This window comes from Bradyrhizobium sp. URHC0002 (assembly GCF_054059515.1).
In genome coordinates, this window is sequence record NZ_JBSSCF010000001.1 from 8,292,359 (window position 1) to 8,309,798 (window position 17,440).

The 17,440-nt window shown below is 58.1% G+C and carries 15 protein-coding genes; 2 read left to right on the plus strand and 13 right to left on the minus strand.

What is annotated here, in order from left to right:
• Positions 1-73: 73 nt before the first annotated feature.
• From ACVWVY_RS40080 to ACVWVY_RS40135, 12 genes are all read right to left on the minus strand, one after another.
• Positions 74-2,233, minus strand: coding sequence for a hypothetical protein (locus ACVWVY_RS40080; protein ID WP_456631542.1), 2,160 nt, complete (start codon positions 2,231-2,233; stop codon positions 74-76).
• On the minus strand, positions 2,230-4,020 hold the full coding sequence (locus ACVWVY_RS40085; RefSeq protein WP_456631543.1) for a hypothetical protein: 1,791 nt from the start codon (positions 4,018-4,020) through the stop codon (positions 2,230-2,232). Before ACVWVY_RS40085 ends, ACVWVY_RS40080 begins: the two co-directional genes overlap by 4 nt.
• Positions 4,021-4,112: 92 nt before the next feature.
• Positions 4,113-6,140, minus strand: a complete 2,028-nt coding sequence (locus ACVWVY_RS40090; protein ID WP_456631544.1) for a hypothetical protein — start codon at positions 6,138-6,140, stop codon at positions 4,113-4,115.
• Positions 6,085-6,789, minus strand: a complete 705-nt coding sequence (locus ACVWVY_RS40095) for an AAA family ATPase (protein ID WP_456631545.1) — start codon at positions 6,787-6,789, stop codon at positions 6,085-6,087. The genes ACVWVY_RS40090 and ACVWVY_RS40095 overlap by 56 nt, the downstream gene beginning before the upstream one ends.
• A complete protein-coding gene (locus ACVWVY_RS40100; RefSeq protein WP_456631546.1) occupies positions 6,786-7,952 on the minus strand; it encodes a metallophosphoesterase family protein in 1,167 nt (388 codons plus the stop codon). The genes ACVWVY_RS40095 and ACVWVY_RS40100 overlap by 4 nt, the downstream gene beginning before the upstream one ends.
• A 127-nt stretch (positions 7,953-8,079) precedes the next feature.
• The gene (locus ACVWVY_RS40105; RefSeq protein ID WP_456631547.1) at positions 8,080-9,438 is read right to left on the minus strand and encodes a hypothetical protein; all 1,359 of its coding nucleotides are present in this window, start codon (positions 9,436-9,438) and stop codon (positions 8,080-8,082) included.
• A 2-nt stretch (positions 9,439-9,440) separates the two neighbouring features.
• Positions 9,441-9,962 (minus strand): Mov34/MPN/PAD-1 family protein, encoded by a 522-nt coding sequence (locus ACVWVY_RS40110; protein WP_456631548.1) that lies wholly within the window; start codon positions 9,960-9,962, stop codon positions 9,441-9,443.
• On the minus strand, positions 9,916-10,401 hold the full coding sequence (locus ACVWVY_RS40115; RefSeq protein WP_456631549.1) for a DUF7665 family protein: 486 nt from the start codon (positions 10,399-10,401) through the stop codon (positions 9,916-9,918). The genes ACVWVY_RS40110 and ACVWVY_RS40115 overlap by 47 nt, the downstream gene beginning before the upstream one ends.
• A 1-nt stretch (position 10,402) precedes the next feature.
• Complete coding sequence (locus ACVWVY_RS40120; RefSeq protein WP_456631550.1) at positions 10,403-10,849, minus strand: hypothetical protein; 447 nt, start codon at positions 10,847-10,849, stop codon at positions 10,403-10,405.
• A gap of 119 nt (positions 10,850-10,968) precedes the next feature.
• Positions 10,969-14,307, minus strand: coding sequence for a UvrD-helicase domain-containing protein (locus ACVWVY_RS40125; protein ID WP_456631551.1), 3,339 nt, complete (start codon positions 14,305-14,307; stop codon positions 10,969-10,971).
• Position 14,308: 1 nt separating this feature from the next.
• Complete coding sequence (locus tag ACVWVY_RS40130) at positions 14,309-14,914, minus strand: hypothetical protein (protein ID WP_456631552.1); 606 nt, start codon at positions 14,912-14,914, stop codon at positions 14,309-14,311.
• Positions 14,911-15,819, minus strand: coding sequence for a helix-turn-helix domain-containing protein (locus tag ACVWVY_RS40135; RefSeq protein WP_456631553.1), 909 nt, complete (start codon positions 15,817-15,819; stop codon positions 14,911-14,913). The genes ACVWVY_RS40130 and ACVWVY_RS40135 overlap by 4 nt, the downstream gene beginning before the upstream one ends.
• A 380-nt stretch (positions 15,820-16,199) precedes the next feature.
• On the opposite strand from ACVWVY_RS40135, the gene ACVWVY_RS40140 reads away from it, so the two are divergent.
• Entirely contained in the window at positions 16,200-16,715 is a 516-nt protein-coding gene (locus ACVWVY_RS40140) for a hypothetical protein (protein WP_456631554.1), read from the plus strand.
• 23 nt (positions 16,716-16,738) lie between these two features.
• On the plus strand, positions 16,739-17,140 hold the full coding sequence (locus ACVWVY_RS40145) for a hypothetical protein (protein WP_456631555.1): 402 nt from the start codon (positions 16,739-16,741) through the stop codon (positions 17,138-17,140).
• Between the two features lie 96 nt (positions 17,141-17,236).
• On the opposite strand, the gene ACVWVY_RS40150 is transcribed toward ACVWVY_RS40145, so the two are convergent.
• Entirely contained in the window at positions 17,237-17,398 is a 162-nt protein-coding gene (locus ACVWVY_RS40150; protein WP_456632446.1) for an agmatine deiminase family protein, read from the minus strand.
• Positions 17,399-17,440 lie beyond the last annotated feature (42 nt).

Sequence of the window (17,440 nt, forward strand, 5' to 3'; positions counted from 1 at the left end):
TTGTGCCAGATGTGCACATCCACACGCTGAATGAAGGCGCGAAATTCCTGAATAATCAGGGTAACTAATTTGATCAGGCAGCAAGCCGCGTCGGCATGTATTCAACGGCCGCCGCACGCATATCTGCGGCAGTTGGGACGACGAGCCCTCTCTGTTTGATCCAATTACTCACCCACCTCAGGCGGTTCGTTGACCACGGGTCGAGAGCCGCCAGCTTGCGGGCTTTTATCCTGACCTGCACCATGGCCTCCACGGCGGCGGCAACCATCTGCGGCACGTGCTCCTCGTGCAACCGCTCCCGAACGATCTTCTTGTCACCCGCGACGTTGGCGAGAATTGCCGACACGAATCCGCTTCCCTCAAATGCGTCCTCACGAGGCTCGAACGGCCCGATGAGGAGTTCAAGGTTGTCCATTATACCCTTTGTAACATACGGGAATGGAATTACCGGCCCGGTCTGGTCGATGGTCCGAGTGTGATAGGTCAGAAGCAGGCCATTGAGCGTCCGGAAAATATCGAGGAAATTCGGTAGACCATTGATATTGCCGCGTCGGACATGTTTGTAGAGCTTTTCCCCCTGATGACGTTCGACAAAGTTCCATATCGCTTCACGCAGATCTGCTGCTGAACTCCCTGAAGGGACATTTAACCAATTCACCGGGGTATCCGGCTGGAACGGGTCGCGTGGCTTCCAGCGGGGTTGCCCCTGCCTGTGAGAAGGCGTTTCGCCATCCCGGAAACGAATGCTGCAATGGTCAAAGAACTCGACGGCCTCCCGAACACTGCCAAGGCTATCGATGTAGGGCACAAGGTTTTCGCCCGTCTCCGTTATGGTCTGGAGCGGGTTTGGCCTGCCGCCATGGGCCGTCCTCTCCCGCAGCAGTTGATAGAGCTGAACGAGGGCCATCGGATTGCTGAAGACTTCCGCTTCGTGCTGGTTCGTGCCCTTGACCTCGCAAATCGCGGCTGCCCGGATTTGTGCAATCTGGCTTTCGCTCAACTCAATACGGACTCTTCCGTCGGGACGGAGTATCGGAAATGAGAGCGCGGGATGCGTTTCATTAAAGTTTCGAATTCTCAGCGCGGTGGCCCGTATGCCGCCGGTTGAATCAAACGCACATTCCAGTACGCCCTGCTCGGAAAGTGTCGCGGAGTGAAGCCGCAACTCATAGGCAACCTGCTCGTTAGCCGGCTCCTGCTCGGTTCCGGCTTCAAAGTCCGCTGGCTGCACTTCTTCGAAAGCGATCTGGTCGTCCTCGAGCAACGCATCGGCATGCTGCTTTGACTTAAACCAGATCGCCGCCTCGCTGTTTAGACCGTCGAACGCCGCGAGAGTGGCGTTCGGACTGCCCGTTAGCCAGAAGGTTCCCTGACGTGTCTCAAAGGCAAAGGCCTTGGCATGAAGGCGCCGACCCGGCTTGGGGTTCGCCGCCAATAGGCGGCCTTTTTTGCCCGCTGCAAAAAGCTTGGACAGTTTCTTCCCGGCTAGAGTGGCATAGTTTTGCTGCGCGACGATCGTGAGCGCTGCATCAGGCCAGCTTCGGCGCAATCGCTTGAGCAGATCAATCTCCCTATCATAGAAGGGCGAAATCACAGTTATCTTCCTCACTGCCTGTGACTCAAGTCGGGTCACCAGTTGACTCCAGAGCGGTGCAGTGTGGGATTGCAGTAGCTCAATCTCGGTCTTCGGAAGCGGGGTGTCGCGTCGTAGCCAAGGGAAGCGGGCCTCCACCGGCAAAAAGAATTGCTTTTCGAGGACTTCGCGAAGATCAGGCGCAGCCAGTGAGTAAGCTTTCATTGCCTCGTAAATTTGCCGGATGATGCCTTGGGCGGTCAGGTCATCATGGCCGGTATGATCGGCGCGTGCGGTGAAGGCCGAGCAGAGTTCCACGTTGTAGGCAATGCCGCCCGTCGTGCAATTGTTACTCCCCACGATCCCATCTGCACGTTTTTCACCGATGGCAAGATACAGCTTGGGATGGAAGACGCCGGCTTTGCGATCAACCGGAATGACGAGATAGCGCCGGTTGAATCCCGCCACCAAGAGCCCGCCTTGGAGCAACTCCTGATAACGTCCGCGATCCATGAAAATGACCAGCCGGTCCGCAGCCGCAAACGACTTCTTCCCAAGCACCCGCCGTTCGAAAAACTGCGGATCGAACTCATAGGTAGCGATGAAGGCAAAGGCGCTGGCCCCCTTATCGAAGAATTCGAGGAGGTCCAGCGGCTTCATAGGCTCTGCTCAGTTAGAAGTTCCGTAGCCAGCCACGCGTTGCCGTCATCCGTACGGCAGTAGCCGCTTTCATCGTCCCAATAGATAAGGTCAAGATCGGTGAGGATTTGCAGGGCGCTGCGAAGGCGGACGTTGAGCGCGCGCGGATCGATGTAGTCGGTGTTGGTTCCGATGACAGTTACACCATCGACGTGAAAAAGGGGGGCGTTACCGCCAAAGCCACGCTCATAGCTCATGGTCTGATGCTGACGAACGACAAATCGCCAGATCACCCGGTCCAGGATTGCTTTGTTGGAGCGGTCAATCCATGAGCTGCCGAATTCGCCATGCAGCATATCAAGGACGCCGGGCAAGGCGATGTCGGCATAAGGGTCTTTGACGTGCCGGCTGTACCAATTGTGAAACGGCCCCGCGACCGCAGCCGGATAGCGATGCAAAGTCTGATAAAAGAGCATCGCTGCAATTGCTATCCCCGCGGCGTCGTTCGCTTCACCGTCGATGAGATGGCTTTCCAGGTTCCGTTCGGAAAAGGGTGACGCGATCGGCAATGCAAGAATGCCGCCGCTGCCACCATCCAAGGATTTCGGCAATGTGACGCTTGCAAACGCCAGCATGTCCCGTGGCGTCAGGTCAAAAAACTCGCCCGGCAAATCGCGTCCGAACAACTCCTTGAATCGAGCCGTGATGGCAGGAGATGAAAACTGGCTAAACAGGTCGGCGCGCGCGATACCGCCTGGCCGGTCGCGCAGGATTCGAGCGAGCGCCACCAGAAACGACTGGAGCGCGACCGCGAGGTAGTTATGCGAATGATAGGCCCGCCACCGTTCGCTAATATCACTCAATTTACGAGGAAGGGTGATCGCGACCGGTTTTGGCTTCTCTTCCCCGACAAGGGTTTCACCGAAGTAGCAAATATCGCTAAAGACGGAGTTGTCGAATGACACGCCTAAGGCCTGAGCTTGCCCGATGCATTCGAGCACCAGAAGCAACGACATTCGGCGCCGCCCGTGACTTCCTGTGGCGCGAAACCCGTCGCGTGCGAAGAACATGCTCCGTAGAACGTCGCGGTCGGATGCCGATTTCTCGCCGATTTCGCAGAGGCCAGCTCGGGAACCGAATTGCTTCAGGACGTCGGCATCAACCAATTTTTTCTGCGCCCAGCCTTCGCTCACGTATTTGGTGCGGCGAACCGATTGCGCGAATGCTTGAGCGAGGCGCTTTCCTAACGACGAGAGTTCAGTGATTTCGATTGCTTGCACCGATTCATCCAGTTCGGCGGTATCGATCGTTGCTTCCTCATCGACCTCGTCGCTATCAGTCTTGAAAATGCCGAGATTGATCAAGGAGCCTTTGTAAGCTGCACCAAACTGGCCTTCCGCGGCCTTAAGATGCCGCCATGCGAGCAGGTCATAGGATTTCTTCTTGCCCTTGGCCAAGGTCGACGCAGGGTCCGAGCCGCCAAGCGCGCCACCCTCGCAAGGCTTTCCGTCGTGGTGCAAGACGGCTCCGAGCACCATGGCGCGTTCTCTGGCGAGAACGCCAGGAATACGTCCGCGATCTTTGGGCGTTCCATGCTCGTTTTCGCGGTAATCCTCAAAGGCCCATGGAAAGAAGGAATAGTAGCGCGCGCGCGGCGTGATCGAGGTGATGCAATGCAAGAGCTCATTGGCAAGCCGGGCTGATACGCGCAGGTTCAGGCCCAGCGGGTCCGCAGCACTGGCAGAAGGCAGCTCCTTATTCCACCGGAGGAGCTGGATTGCAGCGGATGGCTCGGTGAATTGATACACGCATCCTCCGCTTGCAAAGACCTAAATCAATATTTTCCGCTATGGCTTAAAAGCCAGTCCAGACTAACGGCTTGGAGAGCCGCTCGCCACCGTCAGGATGCTGCTCGAATCTCCAAGGGCGACGCGCCTAGCCGCGTGAAAAGACGCTTTCTGCACGTCAACACGATAATTTGCACATTCTCTCCTGCTCGCATTAGTACGTCGAACATACTTTCGATACGGTCATCGTCGGAAAACGCCAGAGCGTCATCGAGGATAACGGTGGCTGGACGTCCTTGCCCGAGCAAGAGCTCTGCGAATGCAAGGCGGGTCAGGACGGCAAGCTGCTCTTTTGTTCCGCCGCTTAACACCTCAAAATCCTCGCGCTGGCCGCTCCGCTGGAGAGCCGCGATCTGTAAGTTTTCATCGAGGACGATGTTCGACCCGGGGAGCAACATTTTTAAGTAAGGTTCAACACGGCTTACGACCGGCGCGAGGTAGCGGGTTTTAGCTTCACCCTCTGCCGTCTCTAGCGTATCCAGCAATAATTGAAGAACATCCGCTTCCTCCTGAAATTCCGCGATCGTGTTCGTAAGGCGGTCCCTTTCAGCCTCAGCGCCGAGAAGCATTTCCTCAACACCCGCCCCCTCGTTCGCTTCGATCAACGCCGTCAGCCGGGTAACCTCATTGCTCAGGGTTGCAACGGATTGGTGGTGATTACTGGCAGCCTTCTCCAGCCGCTTGATTCTGGCGTCAATGGCCTCAAGGCTTTCGCCCTCTTCCCTTTCCTTCTTGATCAATAGCGTATCCGCCACGGCCGCCTCGCGCTCCAGTGCCTCGGCAGCAGAAACGAGTTGCTCGTCGCTTCCGTTCATCCGGCTCGCGGCAAGGTCTGCCTTCTTGCTCTCAATTGTACCATTCAGTCCCGCAATGCGTTCCCGGGCATGACGCAGCTTCTTTTCGGCCTGAAGCAGGACATCCGCCGGGCCGGCGAGCTCTGCCTCCGCCGTCTTGATCTCGGCCTCTAGCCGCGCTCCATCATCAAGATTCTCCTGAATATCGCGCGCGAGCGCGCTCTCAGCTGGGATTTCTGCAAGTTCGCAGCTCTTCATATCAACTTTGAGCCGACCGCGCAGTTCGCTCAGATGACCCTTAAGAGCGTCCAACCCTGGCGCGAGCTTCTTGGACTTGTCACCGGGAACGAGGCGGGCCAGTTCCTTCCCGATGTCGTTGGAGCGGCGTGCGTGCTCTTTACGCTGAGCTGCCGCCACGCGCGCTTCGGCAAGGCTTTCAACTCCAGCCGCCTGCAATGCGGCTCTCATTTGCTGCGCAGCAGCATCGCGGCGCGCCAGCAACGCACCTCGATTCTTGATTTGAGGCTCGATGGTTATTGTTCCAACGCGCGCAATAGCAACCGTTGTCTTGCCCATGATGGGCATGCAGCCGGCGGAAGCGGCAATCGCCTTGCCATCGACAAGAATGCTATCCCGCGCATCGTCTTGAACGGCAAAAGAAACGGTCGTCGCCACGGCGCTCATGGCGGCTTCCGCTGCCGCACATTCAGTAACGGCCTCTTCAATGCGGGTAACCGCCTCGTCGGTCGTAGCAATCGCTCCGATCATTTCCCCGAGCTGCTGACGCTCCAGCTCCAGGGTCGCGGAAGTGTCAAGAACTTGCTGATGCTGAGCGACTTCTGCGTTGAGTCTGACAACATTGCGAACCCGCTCCAACTTCCGCGTTCGCTCGGCATTGTGGGTGGTTTTGATGCGGAGGTCCGCCAGCTTTGCTTCGCCTTTAGAAACAGCGACCTGTGCATCTGCTTGCGCCGCGAGCGCTGCTGCGTTCTGCGCGCCAAGTTCCAGGAGGCTAGATTCTAGCGGTCGGAGTTCTTCAACAGCCTTAGCCCGATCATCCACCAGCTTGCTGGCCTGCGTCGCCCTCTCTCGCGCCAGCTTAGCGGCGCTTCGCACACTTCCAACTTCGGCCGCGCGAGTCACCGCGACTGTGCGCTTGGTGCGTTCGCCTTCAAGCTCAAGTCGGTGCGCGGCTTCGTCCCATCCATCCAGCTCTTGCTTGAGTTCATGCTTATTGCGCCCGAGATCCTCCATAAACTGGAAAACAGCCAGACGCTTTGCTTCCAAATCGGCTACCTCCTGCTTGGCGTCGGAAAGCTTGTCGATAGCGTCTTTGAACCTCCCCCGCGGGCCCCTCGCCCCTCGAAGGGCGGTCTAACGCGTCCCTCACAGCTTTGGGAATTTTTTGCCCGCGAGTACCGCCGGTGACAAGCCCAACCTGGGCTTCGAGGCAACCTTGCATCGTCCGCTGAGCCTGCTCATTTAGCTCAACGTCGCCGAAGGACTGGCCTTGCTGGACCCACAGCGTCCCCCAAATGCCGGGCTCGCCCCCGCTCCTTCCGCCGCTGAAGCCAAGCAAACGCTGCAATTCCGCTTCGGCCGCATCGTCCTCGAACAACCGCTGGTCCGAGCAGGATAGTATTGCTTTCCCGGCCTGCCCCGCAAATCGCTTGTGGATCAACCAGCTCTTCCCGTCCACGTCAAAGGCAAGCTTGACCTCGGGGACCGTTTGGTTAGCGAGATGCCGGAAGGCCTTTACATGCGCGGCCGTTGACTTGGCCTTCTCGAATATAGCGCCGTTAATAGCCTCCAGCAGCGTGGATTTACCGAGCTCGTTTCGACCGACCAAGACATTGACATTATCGCCAATGCAATCGACCCGGAAGGTTCCAACGAATTTCCGAAAGTTTGTAAGCTCGACCGAGCGTATTTTCATGATCGCTCTCCTTGGCGAAGGTGCTCGACGTACAGGCGCTTCAGAGCTTGCGCGGCCGTGTGAGCCCACGCCTCGTTCGACGCGTCGGCGGCAATCAGCCTGAGACGGTCCGCAGCAACGCGTACGAAGCCAGCGCGATCAATTTCATCGAGATCTTGCTCCGTGGGATTGAGAGCCAAGCCGGAATCATCGAAGCGCAATGCTCTGAAAGCAGCCCCCACACCCTGCACGATTTGCTCTTCGAATGCCTTGCGACCCGAGAGCGATAGAACGCCCTCCACACGCAAGTCGATGACAAGCTTGCTGAGGTCCGAATTGAGAGTTCGAAGCTGGGCTTCCAGCGAACTAATCTGGGTGTCGTCGGTCAGTGTCTTTTCAATCCGGTGCCATTGATGCCTGCCGGTCAGAATGGGGGTAACAGTAGGCACCATCCTTGAGCGATTCACTTCGACAACCAGCGCAGACCCGCCGTTGCAGAGAGATGTCACTGCGTTCGGAGGAAGTTTAAACTGATCCGGCTCCGGCGTTCCGCTGTACCAGCAGCGATCACTCACCCTGATCTGTCTGTGCCAATCGCCCATGGCAAGATAGGCAAGGCCGGCTTCGTCAGCGCGACTTGGTGCAACATAATTACTGGCGTCTCCTTCCGAACCGAAGCCTTGGATTGAACCATGAGCCATGCCGATACGTATTGCGCCCTCCGGCGTGGGATCGTCGTTCATATAGGCTGTGAGGTCATCGACGCTTGACGTGAAGCGCAGCGGAGCAGGCAGAAGAAACACTGGGGCGCCATCATCATCTGAAATTTGAACGGCGCCACGTCGTACGTGCAGGGTCACGTTGGGCGGCAATTGAGAACGGGCCAAGCGATCCCAGAGCCCACTCTCGCGTAAATGGTCGTGATTACCCGGCATGAGATGCCACTGCACCGTGCTGAACGAGCGCATGTTTTCGATCGCTCGGCCGAGCGTCTGCTGCGTCATCTGTTGCTTTTCAAAGATATCTCCGGCAATCAGAACCGCGGTGGCCCCCGCCTCTACCGCTGCTTCCCCGAGAGTGCGGACGACCGCTTGGCGCGCATCCTGAAGGATGTTCGCGACCTCTGGCTCGAAATACCCGAATGCTTTGCCGATCTGAAGATCGGACGAATGGACGAATTTCATGCACATACCTTCAACTTCGAATCTGCATAGGGTAAGCCTTCAACTTGCAGGTAAATAGAGAAAAACGTCGGCCTCCGACGGTTGTCCCCGTATGTCACTAATACTTGGCCGCGCCGCTTCGATTTACTCATGTGCGCAGCAGGTGACCGAACGCATAGACCTCCGCTTCGATTGACCCGGACTCAATATCGTCCAGTGCGAGGACCGAGCCAGCCGCGTATTCAAGCGCAACGCCCCCATGCAGTCGGCGCAGGAGTTCGGACATGGCAAGACAGCCGGCGATCAAGCCGACGAACGGCACTCCGACGGTTCGCGAAGCGAGTTGCGCAAGGCCACAGGAGTCCATGCCGGCCTTCTTGAGTTGCTGATACGCTGGCATGCTTTCCGGGGAAACTGCGCGGTCGCTAATTTGCCGCGACCAAATCTCCTTTGCGGTACGTGTGGCTGGGAACGTGTGCATGGCGAGACTTCGAAAGGCTTCTGGCCCAGCGCCAAGACCCGCCTCCACCACGAGGTCAAAACTCGCTTCTTCTAGGGCCATCCGCGCGAGCGCGTTATCAACGCCGCACAACGCGACGCGAGGCTCATCCGGAGATCGACGCATCCAGTCGCCAAATCGACGCTCTTCAACGATGGTCTGGAAGCCTCGCTTCTCAAGCCAATCCGAGACGACGCGGCCCTTGCGACGGCCAATATCTTTCCGGAATGAAAGGGGCGATGTGCTGTCGTTGGATGCCGCGATACGGTCGAAGTCCTGCAGCACGAAGGTCGCCTTTTGCGGCTCATCGTAAGGCAGAGCCGAAAGCAACCATGCGAAGGCCTGCCCGAGATTTCCTAGGCCGATGATCCATAGGCTGGAGGGCAGGTAAGCCAGGCGCGGCTCGCTCGGATCGGAGATTAACCAGTCGTGACCAGGCCGCCAAAGCGAAAGGCCATGCGCACGCCGACCTGCAAGCAGGTGATCGCCGGCGCAAAATGCGAACGCTTCGGCGGCGCAGACCGCGGCCGCGAGCATCGGAGCCAACTCCATCCCGGAGCTTTCGTCGAGTTTTGCCGGATGATCCGTCATTACGACACCACCACGCCACCCCTCCCATGTTACGCGCCACGCAGGACGTTTGGCGCTGGCAGCGCTGCCGATCACGGCTTGTGGCCAGTCTGATCGCGGCGACGAAGTGATCGTCCCGCCGAGCTCGATGACAGCATCGGCGAAAGACGAAGCTCTCGAAAGTTTCGACACACAAGGGGCGCCCTCGGGAATCCCGCACACGTGGACGCCGTTGAGCAGTGTTCGGCGCGCAAGATTGACGAGGGTGAGCAGCGCCGCCTGGTGCAAGGCGCTGGTGGCAAGCTCCGGCCCGGCGTGGACAACGAGGCCAAAAGTCTTGAGGATAGCAATGGCTTCCTCGTGCGTGGACGCGCGCCCATTGTCCATGAAATACTTGGCGGTGCGATGCAGTTCGGTGTGATCGATTGGTATTGACATCGTCAGCTCCAGAAGCCGGTGTAAAGAAAGTGTGGTGCGCGAGTGGGACTGTGGTCGAGCCAAGCGTGGTCACCCTCGTACTCGTAGATGCCCATGCGCTTCGGATTGATTGGCCAGCGGCCGAAATCTGGAACGATGAGCGCAATGTGGCCTTTGCGCGCCACCATCGGATTGGTTCGGTCGGAATCGCTCTGAAAGCCGGCTCCCGGATGCGTGTGAACGTCGGCGACCACAGAGAGGCCGCGCTCACGGCAAATCGCCCAAAGCTTCGCAAAAGCGTCCGCATGGAGCACGCAGACGCCAGTCGCATGGGCTCGCGGATCGAGTTCGTCGTAGAACACGATCTGCTCCACCTCGCGCCGCCCCGCGTGCGTCGTTCCGAGGAGGAACGCACCGGCCTCGTGGCGGCGTTGGCCGCGCCGGTCAAGTTCGGCAACAAGCCCGCGCCAGTGACGGAATGAACAGCAAAGGCGATGGTCAGGCGCCCACCACGCCCGAATAGTCGCTATGATTGAAGAGATCATACAGTTGCTCCAAGTAGCAGATGATGCCGCGCGCAGGGTTCCACATGCGGCTTGGGTACTTCACGGGCCACTCATGGTGACCCTCGATCGAGAGGCGGTCGCATGGCAGGTACAGGCACTGGCCAAACTTCCAGTCAGGGCGAAACACGGCCACCACATGGGTTGGCCCTGTCGGCCATCGCGATGGGAGCGGCGGGGCATCGCGAGCGAGATCCCACGGCTGCGCCGTAACCGGGGTCTGGCGGTAGCCTGTGCACTCGAAACGGAAGCCGAACTCTTCGGGTGCGTTCGGGCGCGCCGGGGCACTCACTGCGATGATGACGTAAGGCCAGCGCAGTGAGCGAAAGCGCCAACGGCCCTCGGCCTCGCCGCAGCGAAATTCCGCCGCGGCGAGGTCTTGATCGAGAAGCAGGCGATCCGGGGGGATTGGCGCGTTCATGTTAGCCTTCCACCCGCTTTTCAGGAACAAAGTCGAAGCACACGGTGCACTCGTGTCCTTTGGCGACCTGATGAAGCGGGGTATCGCTTGAGGGGCGGTCGCTGGACTTGCAGAGTTGCAAGACGTGCTCGGCGGCGTCCTTGGGGCTGACATGAAAATGTTGCGCCGCCCACGCCTTGACCGCACGGACGCGCGCGCCGGGGGCGAACGCATGGCTGGCGGTCTTGTCGAGATAGCGAATGGTCACTTCGATCTGCTTGCAGCGGCTGACATGAACACGGCAGCCGTGCTTCAGATGCGCGACCGGCTGGTGATACGGACCGGATTCATGCTTCTCGGCCTCGTCGATGAATACGAAGGTTTCATCGTCGACCTTGATGCCCAGCGTTTCGAGAGCCAGGTGCAGTTCCCCGAGCGTGGCGGCTTCGGCAAGCTGCAGCTCGCGCAAGCCCGGGGTGCCGTGAACCTGAACAAAGAGAGCGAGGGTAGACATGGATGCTTTCTCCTTAATGGGGTCCGTGATGGACCGTCATAGAGAAAGCGATGCGAGGCGCTAAAAAGCGGAAGTCAGCCGTGGCAGGTAAAATAGCAGGGGCAATTGGGGCAAGAACGATCGTCGCTGGGATCGGGCTCAAACCGGCCAAGCTCGATGGCCGCAATGGCGTCGGCATATTTCCCGATGGCCCTATCGTCGTTCTTGGCGACGGTCGGCACCGACTTGGCCGCGGCCAAATAGAAGGTTTCTACACTCACCCTCTTTTGGGGAAAGCGCGACGCCGCGCCGCGGCGCAAGAGGGCGTAGATTGGCTTGTCAGGCTCGGATTTTGTTTCTCGACCTGTCCTGACACGCTGCACGCTGACGGACCCCTCCGGCGTCACGACAACGCGATCAGGAACGAGCACGACGCGATGGCGGCCGACGGGAATTTCCCATTCATCGCGTTCGTAATGGCCCGTTTCCTTTCCGATTGCCTCAACCATCGCGCGAACCATGCCTTCTGCGGCGCGACGGTAGTAAGGCTCGAACGGATGATCGGTGAAGTCGGAAGCCTGCCATGTCTCGGAAAGCCTCTTGAGGCCGTCCGCCATCCCAACGCTATTTCCGGCCTCACGCTCAGTCTCAAGCCAGCGCACTGTATCGTACACGCAACGATGAAATGAGATATAGGCTGTGTCATCGCGCCCGCCGCGCAAGCCCTCCACGACCGTGAAGCGATAGCGTGCAGGGCAACGCATGTACGTTTCGAGGTCGCGTTCCAGATATCGCTCCTGCGCGCCAGGGGGTATTAGCGGTGTTGCATCGCCATAGACACTGCCGGAACCGCGATACCTTTCGCCCGCGATGACGCCTTGGATTGCCGGCAGAAACTTCGACTCCCCCGCCCTCGTCGCGGTGTAAGATTCAGCGCGACTGAGAAACAGGTAATCCTTGGCACGGGATAGTCCCACGAAAAATAGACACTGTTCTTCGGCCTCGTGGTCCGACGGCTGCATGGCCAAACGGGAGAGGCTGGGGGGCGGCGGGCAACGATTGCCCTGCCGGCTGGTTGGCATATAGCGAGTTGCGAGGGCGGGGAAATGCACCGCGCGGAACTCAAGCCCTTTGCTCCCATGAATGGTCATCACACGCACAGCGTCCATATCCGATGCTTCAGAGGCCACGCGCCGGAACGAACTGTCGAAGTTTAGCGCCTCAAGCCTGCGAACCCTTTCAAGAAGCGCTTTTCTGCCCTTGCGGCCGGCCGTCGCTTGTTCGCTGCAGAACTTTAGCAAGTGATAGATCGCGATGAGTTTCTGTTGCCCGAGCGCATTATTTGCGCCCAGCAGCGGAATGAGGTGACTGCTGCGCTCAAAGAGCCATTCCGTGAGCATGGTCCACGCTGACACATCAGCGAGCCCGGCCAATTCGCTAGCGAGCCGAGAAAGGCCCTCCCGACCTTGCGTGGAAAGGGATGGAATGGCAGAGATATTCGCGAGGGCATCGATGATGCGCGACCGGTTTTGCGCCGCCCAACTAATTACGGCCAGGATATCTGCGCGGTTTGCGCCGTAATCGCTCAACGTGCCAACCCGCATCAATCCAAGGCCGCCGTACTCGGCGTCAATGGCAAGCAGGGACAGAAGTGTACTGATTTCTTCACGCTCGAACAAATCGCCGAGGTACACCAGCGGCACACCAAGCTTTTCGAGAATTGTAGTGATCCTCGCAAGCGTGAGATGCGTCCGTGCGAGGATCGCTTGGTCGCTATAGGCAACGCCCTGTTGGCGAAGCTGCTCGATATGGTCGCGTATAGCCTCTGCCTCCGCAGCTACGTCGGGTGCGACAGTCAACGTTACCGGCCCTCCGCCACCGCGCCTGGCCGTCCATGATCCAGCCATGGCCCCACCATCACCCATGGCAGATGAAAATTGCTGGAACGCCCGAACGATTTGGGCGGACGAGCGATAATTGACCTTTAGGGAATGGCGGTGCCCGCCGAAGTCGGCAGCGAACGATTCGACATTCGAAGGCTCAGCGCCGCGAAACCGGTAGATGGATTGGCGCTGATCGGCCACGACCCACGCGGAGCCCCCCGCCTTACAAATTTCTTGCAGCATGCGGGCGCTTGCAAAATTCACATCCTGGTATTCATCCACGAGAACGTGTTTGAAGCCCGAAATGTACGCACGGACTTCTGCATTATCCTTGATCAACTCTGCCGCGAGCAAAATGACATCACCGAAGTCCACCGCGTCGGCATCCAATAAAGCCTTTTGATAAATTTCGTAGGTCTCAGCGACTTCGACGGCGCGATCGGCCTGCTCTCTCGCTTCCGGATCGGCCGCGCTCTTCTGCATGGCCCGCGCTTCTGCCAAATACTCTGCGGGAGTTATGCCCTCATCCTTGCAGCGCGAGATTGCACGAAGAAGATGGACCAGCTCGTACGCAGGCTCATAGAGGTTTTGGTAATAGCGCAACGGTAGCTTATCGAGGTTCTCTTCGAGCAGCTCAAGCTGCGCGGCTTCATCGAGAATCCGCACCTTGGGAGATCGCCCTACTGCCGACGGCCACTTTTGGATCAACTCGAAGCCGAAGCTATGAAACGTGCCCGCCCACATCTCGATAGCAGCGGCGGGATTCATCATTGAGATGCGATCGCGCATCTCCTCCGCCGCCTTGTTTGAAAACGTCAGTGCGAGAATGGAAGAAGGGCCTGTACTTTGAAGAAGATGCTCAACCCTTGAAACGAGCGTACGCGTCTTACCGGTGCCCGGCCCGGCATCGACAAGGATGTTTCCGTTGGCCCAGAGGGCAGCCGTTTTCTGGCTGTCATCCAATGCAAAAACCCCGCCGGTTTGGGGCGGCGGGGCTTCGGTAAGCGGCGGGAGCAAAAGCGCGCGGATCATTTGGTGAAGGACCAAATCACGCGGCAAGCCAAGATCCTTGGCGATATCGGACGGTCGCTTGCCATGCGTTACGAATTGGTCGCGCAGCCAATCGGAAGGGCACAGGAATTCGCCGGCAAAGACATCGGCCTGGACCTCCTTCCGTTCTCGGGGTGAATAACCCTCGCCGCTTCCCAATGCATTTTCAACCGGATCGCCCCCGAGGCCGGCTGAGCGATTGGTTACTTCATGCGTGGGATCGAGATGGAGATGAAAATGGCCGAGCTCGTGGGCGATAACGACGGCTTCGTCAGGCTTTTTCTGCCCTTTCAGCACATTGACGATGAGGTTTTCTCGTTCGAGCAATCCAAAAACGCCGTGACCGAAGGTTTGGCCCGCTTCAACATAGCGAACTTTGAGATCGTCCGCCTTTGCGGCGGCCGCAGTCAGGAACTCCGCGCGGCGGTCCCCGCCCGCGTCAAGGAGTGTCTTCTTATGGACTGCGCGCGCCTTGCGTCGAATGTCGATCCAGCCGTCCATATCAACCCTCTTCGAGCCACTTCTTTTTTTCTTCTTTCGTCAGGTCGTCGCATGTTCGAATGATGTCGTCGTACGGCCTGACTACGACCGATGGCGCCTGCGTCGCCTTGGCGTATCCAAGCGTAGGGTTGTTAAGCGCATGCTGGTGAAGGCGCGCGAAAGTATCGCGCGACATCGTCAAAACTCCGATCACCGCATCGACAAAGACATTCCGAATGGGACCGCTCATCCGCCCGCCGAAAAGGTCGGCGATGATGCCTCGGTCAATGCCGATCGCGCGTGCAACCTGGGGAACAGTCATGCCGCGGGCAGCGATAACGTCTTGGAAGCTTCGTTGCGCCTCGCTGGTCGACGTACGCGCCTTGTGCATCAGATCGAGCGCGCGGCTATAGCCGGCGGCAAGGAGGCTCTCATCGGCTTCAGCGGAAACGGCGTGCCGATCGTCGGCCCACTCTCGCGCCACCGCGGCATGCGCCCGAATATCATCCGCGAATTCAGGGTAGCGTTCAGTCCATTCGATAATTTGCGTTGCAGTTGGCCGTTCAAATGCCTCGTGAAAGGAAAAGAGCACGGCGTCCCGCTCTTGGTTTCGGTTTGCTTTGGTCATGACTTCGCTCCAGCTCTCCGTATCAGAAGCTCTTGAGCCTCCTTGGTCTGTTGAAGATCTTCTTGAATCTCTGCAACCCATGTACGGATTGTTCTTGTGCTAACGCCGCACGCTCGCGCGATGACCTCTTGCGGCTCACGATCCATGTGGAGCGAGAATGCGAGCTGCCTCACCCGGTCCGGTATCTTTGCCAGGATGCGCTGTTTGTCGATCTCGCCATCCATATTCCGGACAACGGCCATTAGGGTGGGATCGTATTCGCTCTTGCCGGGCCCGATTTCGTCAATCTCGGCGTCATCCATTATGTAAGGCGGCGGACGGTCATCTACGTGGTCCGCTTCGGGCGGTTTTTCTTCATTGGCCTTCTTGTCCGGTAAGTCCGCCACGTCCTGCTTCAGCGCGTTCGTGACTTCATCGACCTCAGCAGCAATTTCCTCGGCTGTTTTCTTTACCGGTTTGGCTTCTGCGCCTGTAGCGGACTGCGCCCGCGATTTTGCAGAGGACTTGTTCGGCTTCGGTGCCGGAACGATTTGATCACTATGGGACTGGGCGAGCGCATCTTTCAGGCGAAAGTTGACGATCCCGCCGAAGCCTTTCCGAAGCTGCTTGCCATCGGCGGTGCTCGGGTTCAGCAACGCCACAAAGATGACTTCGTGAACTTCAAAGATGATGTCTTCACCGCCGTTCGGCTTCTTTGTATCGACCCGCTTGCGAAGCATTCCGATGATCGCGCCAGAAAGATGCTTCGCTAGGTCCTGACGGACTCTCAGATCGATCTCACCCAGATCTTGGAAGGCCGCCGCGATCGTCTCAAGGCGAAATTTTCGCAAACGGCCACCGGCAATCGCCTGACGCCAACCTTCTAGATCGGTTGAGGGCGGTGGATCGCCCGCAGAAATGGCCATGGAACTCTCGTCCGTTGTGGTTACTCTCATAAAGCGGAGCGACCGCGGAAAAAGCGGAAGCGAGCACTCGGCTCAATTAAAGTAGTTTTCAAACAGATTGCTAACTTATTGGTCGAGGACGGCGTCACTTGGCGGTAGGCCAGACCGATCATGTGCCAATCATGTGCCATGTAGGAAATTGTAGCGGCTGGCAGCCGATTGCACCGGAGCGACTTAACTAGCTGATAATGAAAGGTTTTTTGACGTAACAGATAGGAATGCGTGGGAAGAGCCTGCATATCTCTCCTGGAGCAGGAATCGCCTGGCGGGCGCGTTTGATCCGGAAGCTGACAAGGAGCGTTACGGCATCGTAATCGGCGCTCTGAACCCCGGGACGCTGGTTGGCCGCATTCGTCGCTTCACCAATGCAGGTGGCGCAGTTCAAAGAGCTCGTGAGGGAAGATCGTCTTGGGCCTGAAGATACAAAGGACGAAGGCATCGACCTCGACGGCTTCACGCCCGAATTCTCCGGGCAGAAGAATGGTTACACGGGCGGAACTCTGGACTACTTCAGCTATCACGGGGACGTAATAAGCGAGCTACATAAACGATCCGAAACGAAATCGCCTGCCGAAGTTATTTTCAACAACGGGCTGATCGATCTGGGAGTCCGCATGAACGGCATATTGATGGAAGTCTACGAAGCCAAGACTTCTGTCGGCAGACAGGCACTTTACACAGCGATCGGACAGCTGCTCGTGCACTCTGGAGGCGAGCGTAAAACTCGAAAGTTTCTGGTTCTGCCGGGCGACGAAGATATTGCTGATGATGTCGCGAATGCGCTTCGGTCTCTCGATATAAGCATATGGAAATTCTCTTTGCTGCCGGACGGTACAGGCGTGAAAAGAGAGCCCTGATCGACGAATTAGGGAGTTTCGACATGGCACGTTTGGTGACAAAAGCCTTGCGCGCGCAGCTGGTTCTCAGCGTCGCAAGTAAGGCTGAATATTTCGATTACAATCCGTTGTTTGATACGCTGGTGCACCGCTATGGCGGTCAGTCTCCTTCTGGTTCCGTTACAATGCGAGGAAGTCCAAAGACCTTCACATTTAGCTGCGAGCTCCCCAAGTCCAAAGTTGCCAAGTTCAAGGCTGACTGGAAAACCGGAATCTCAGATCTCAGTTCGAAGCAAAAAGAGAGGCTTTCTCCTGCGCTCGCTCACGCCTTTAGGCAACTGCGCGATCAAATTGGAGAGGATGACTTCCTGCTGTTGATCCGGATGCTAAAGCGAAAGGCAACCGTTGTCTGGTTGCTTTCGTGTGCGGCTGCCACTGGACGGTGAAAGCGAGGATTCGCACATTGGTATGAAGAACCCGATCGACGGTGGAGCGCAACACACTCCATCTTCGCTCTCGCGACGCCAGGTGCCTTGCTTCCATCACCTGGCAGCGGGGACCGGCTGAACAAGACAGCGAATGCCGCCACCGCCTCGCGCAATGTTTGGGGTGTTGAGCATCCGAACCTCGCGCCCGGGAAATGCTTCCGCGAGCGCCATCCGCGCCTGCCGGTCCCTCTCTTTGTCGCCAAATGCACAACACAGATTGCCTTTGCGTCCAAGTTGCGCCCATCAAGAGCGCCCAGA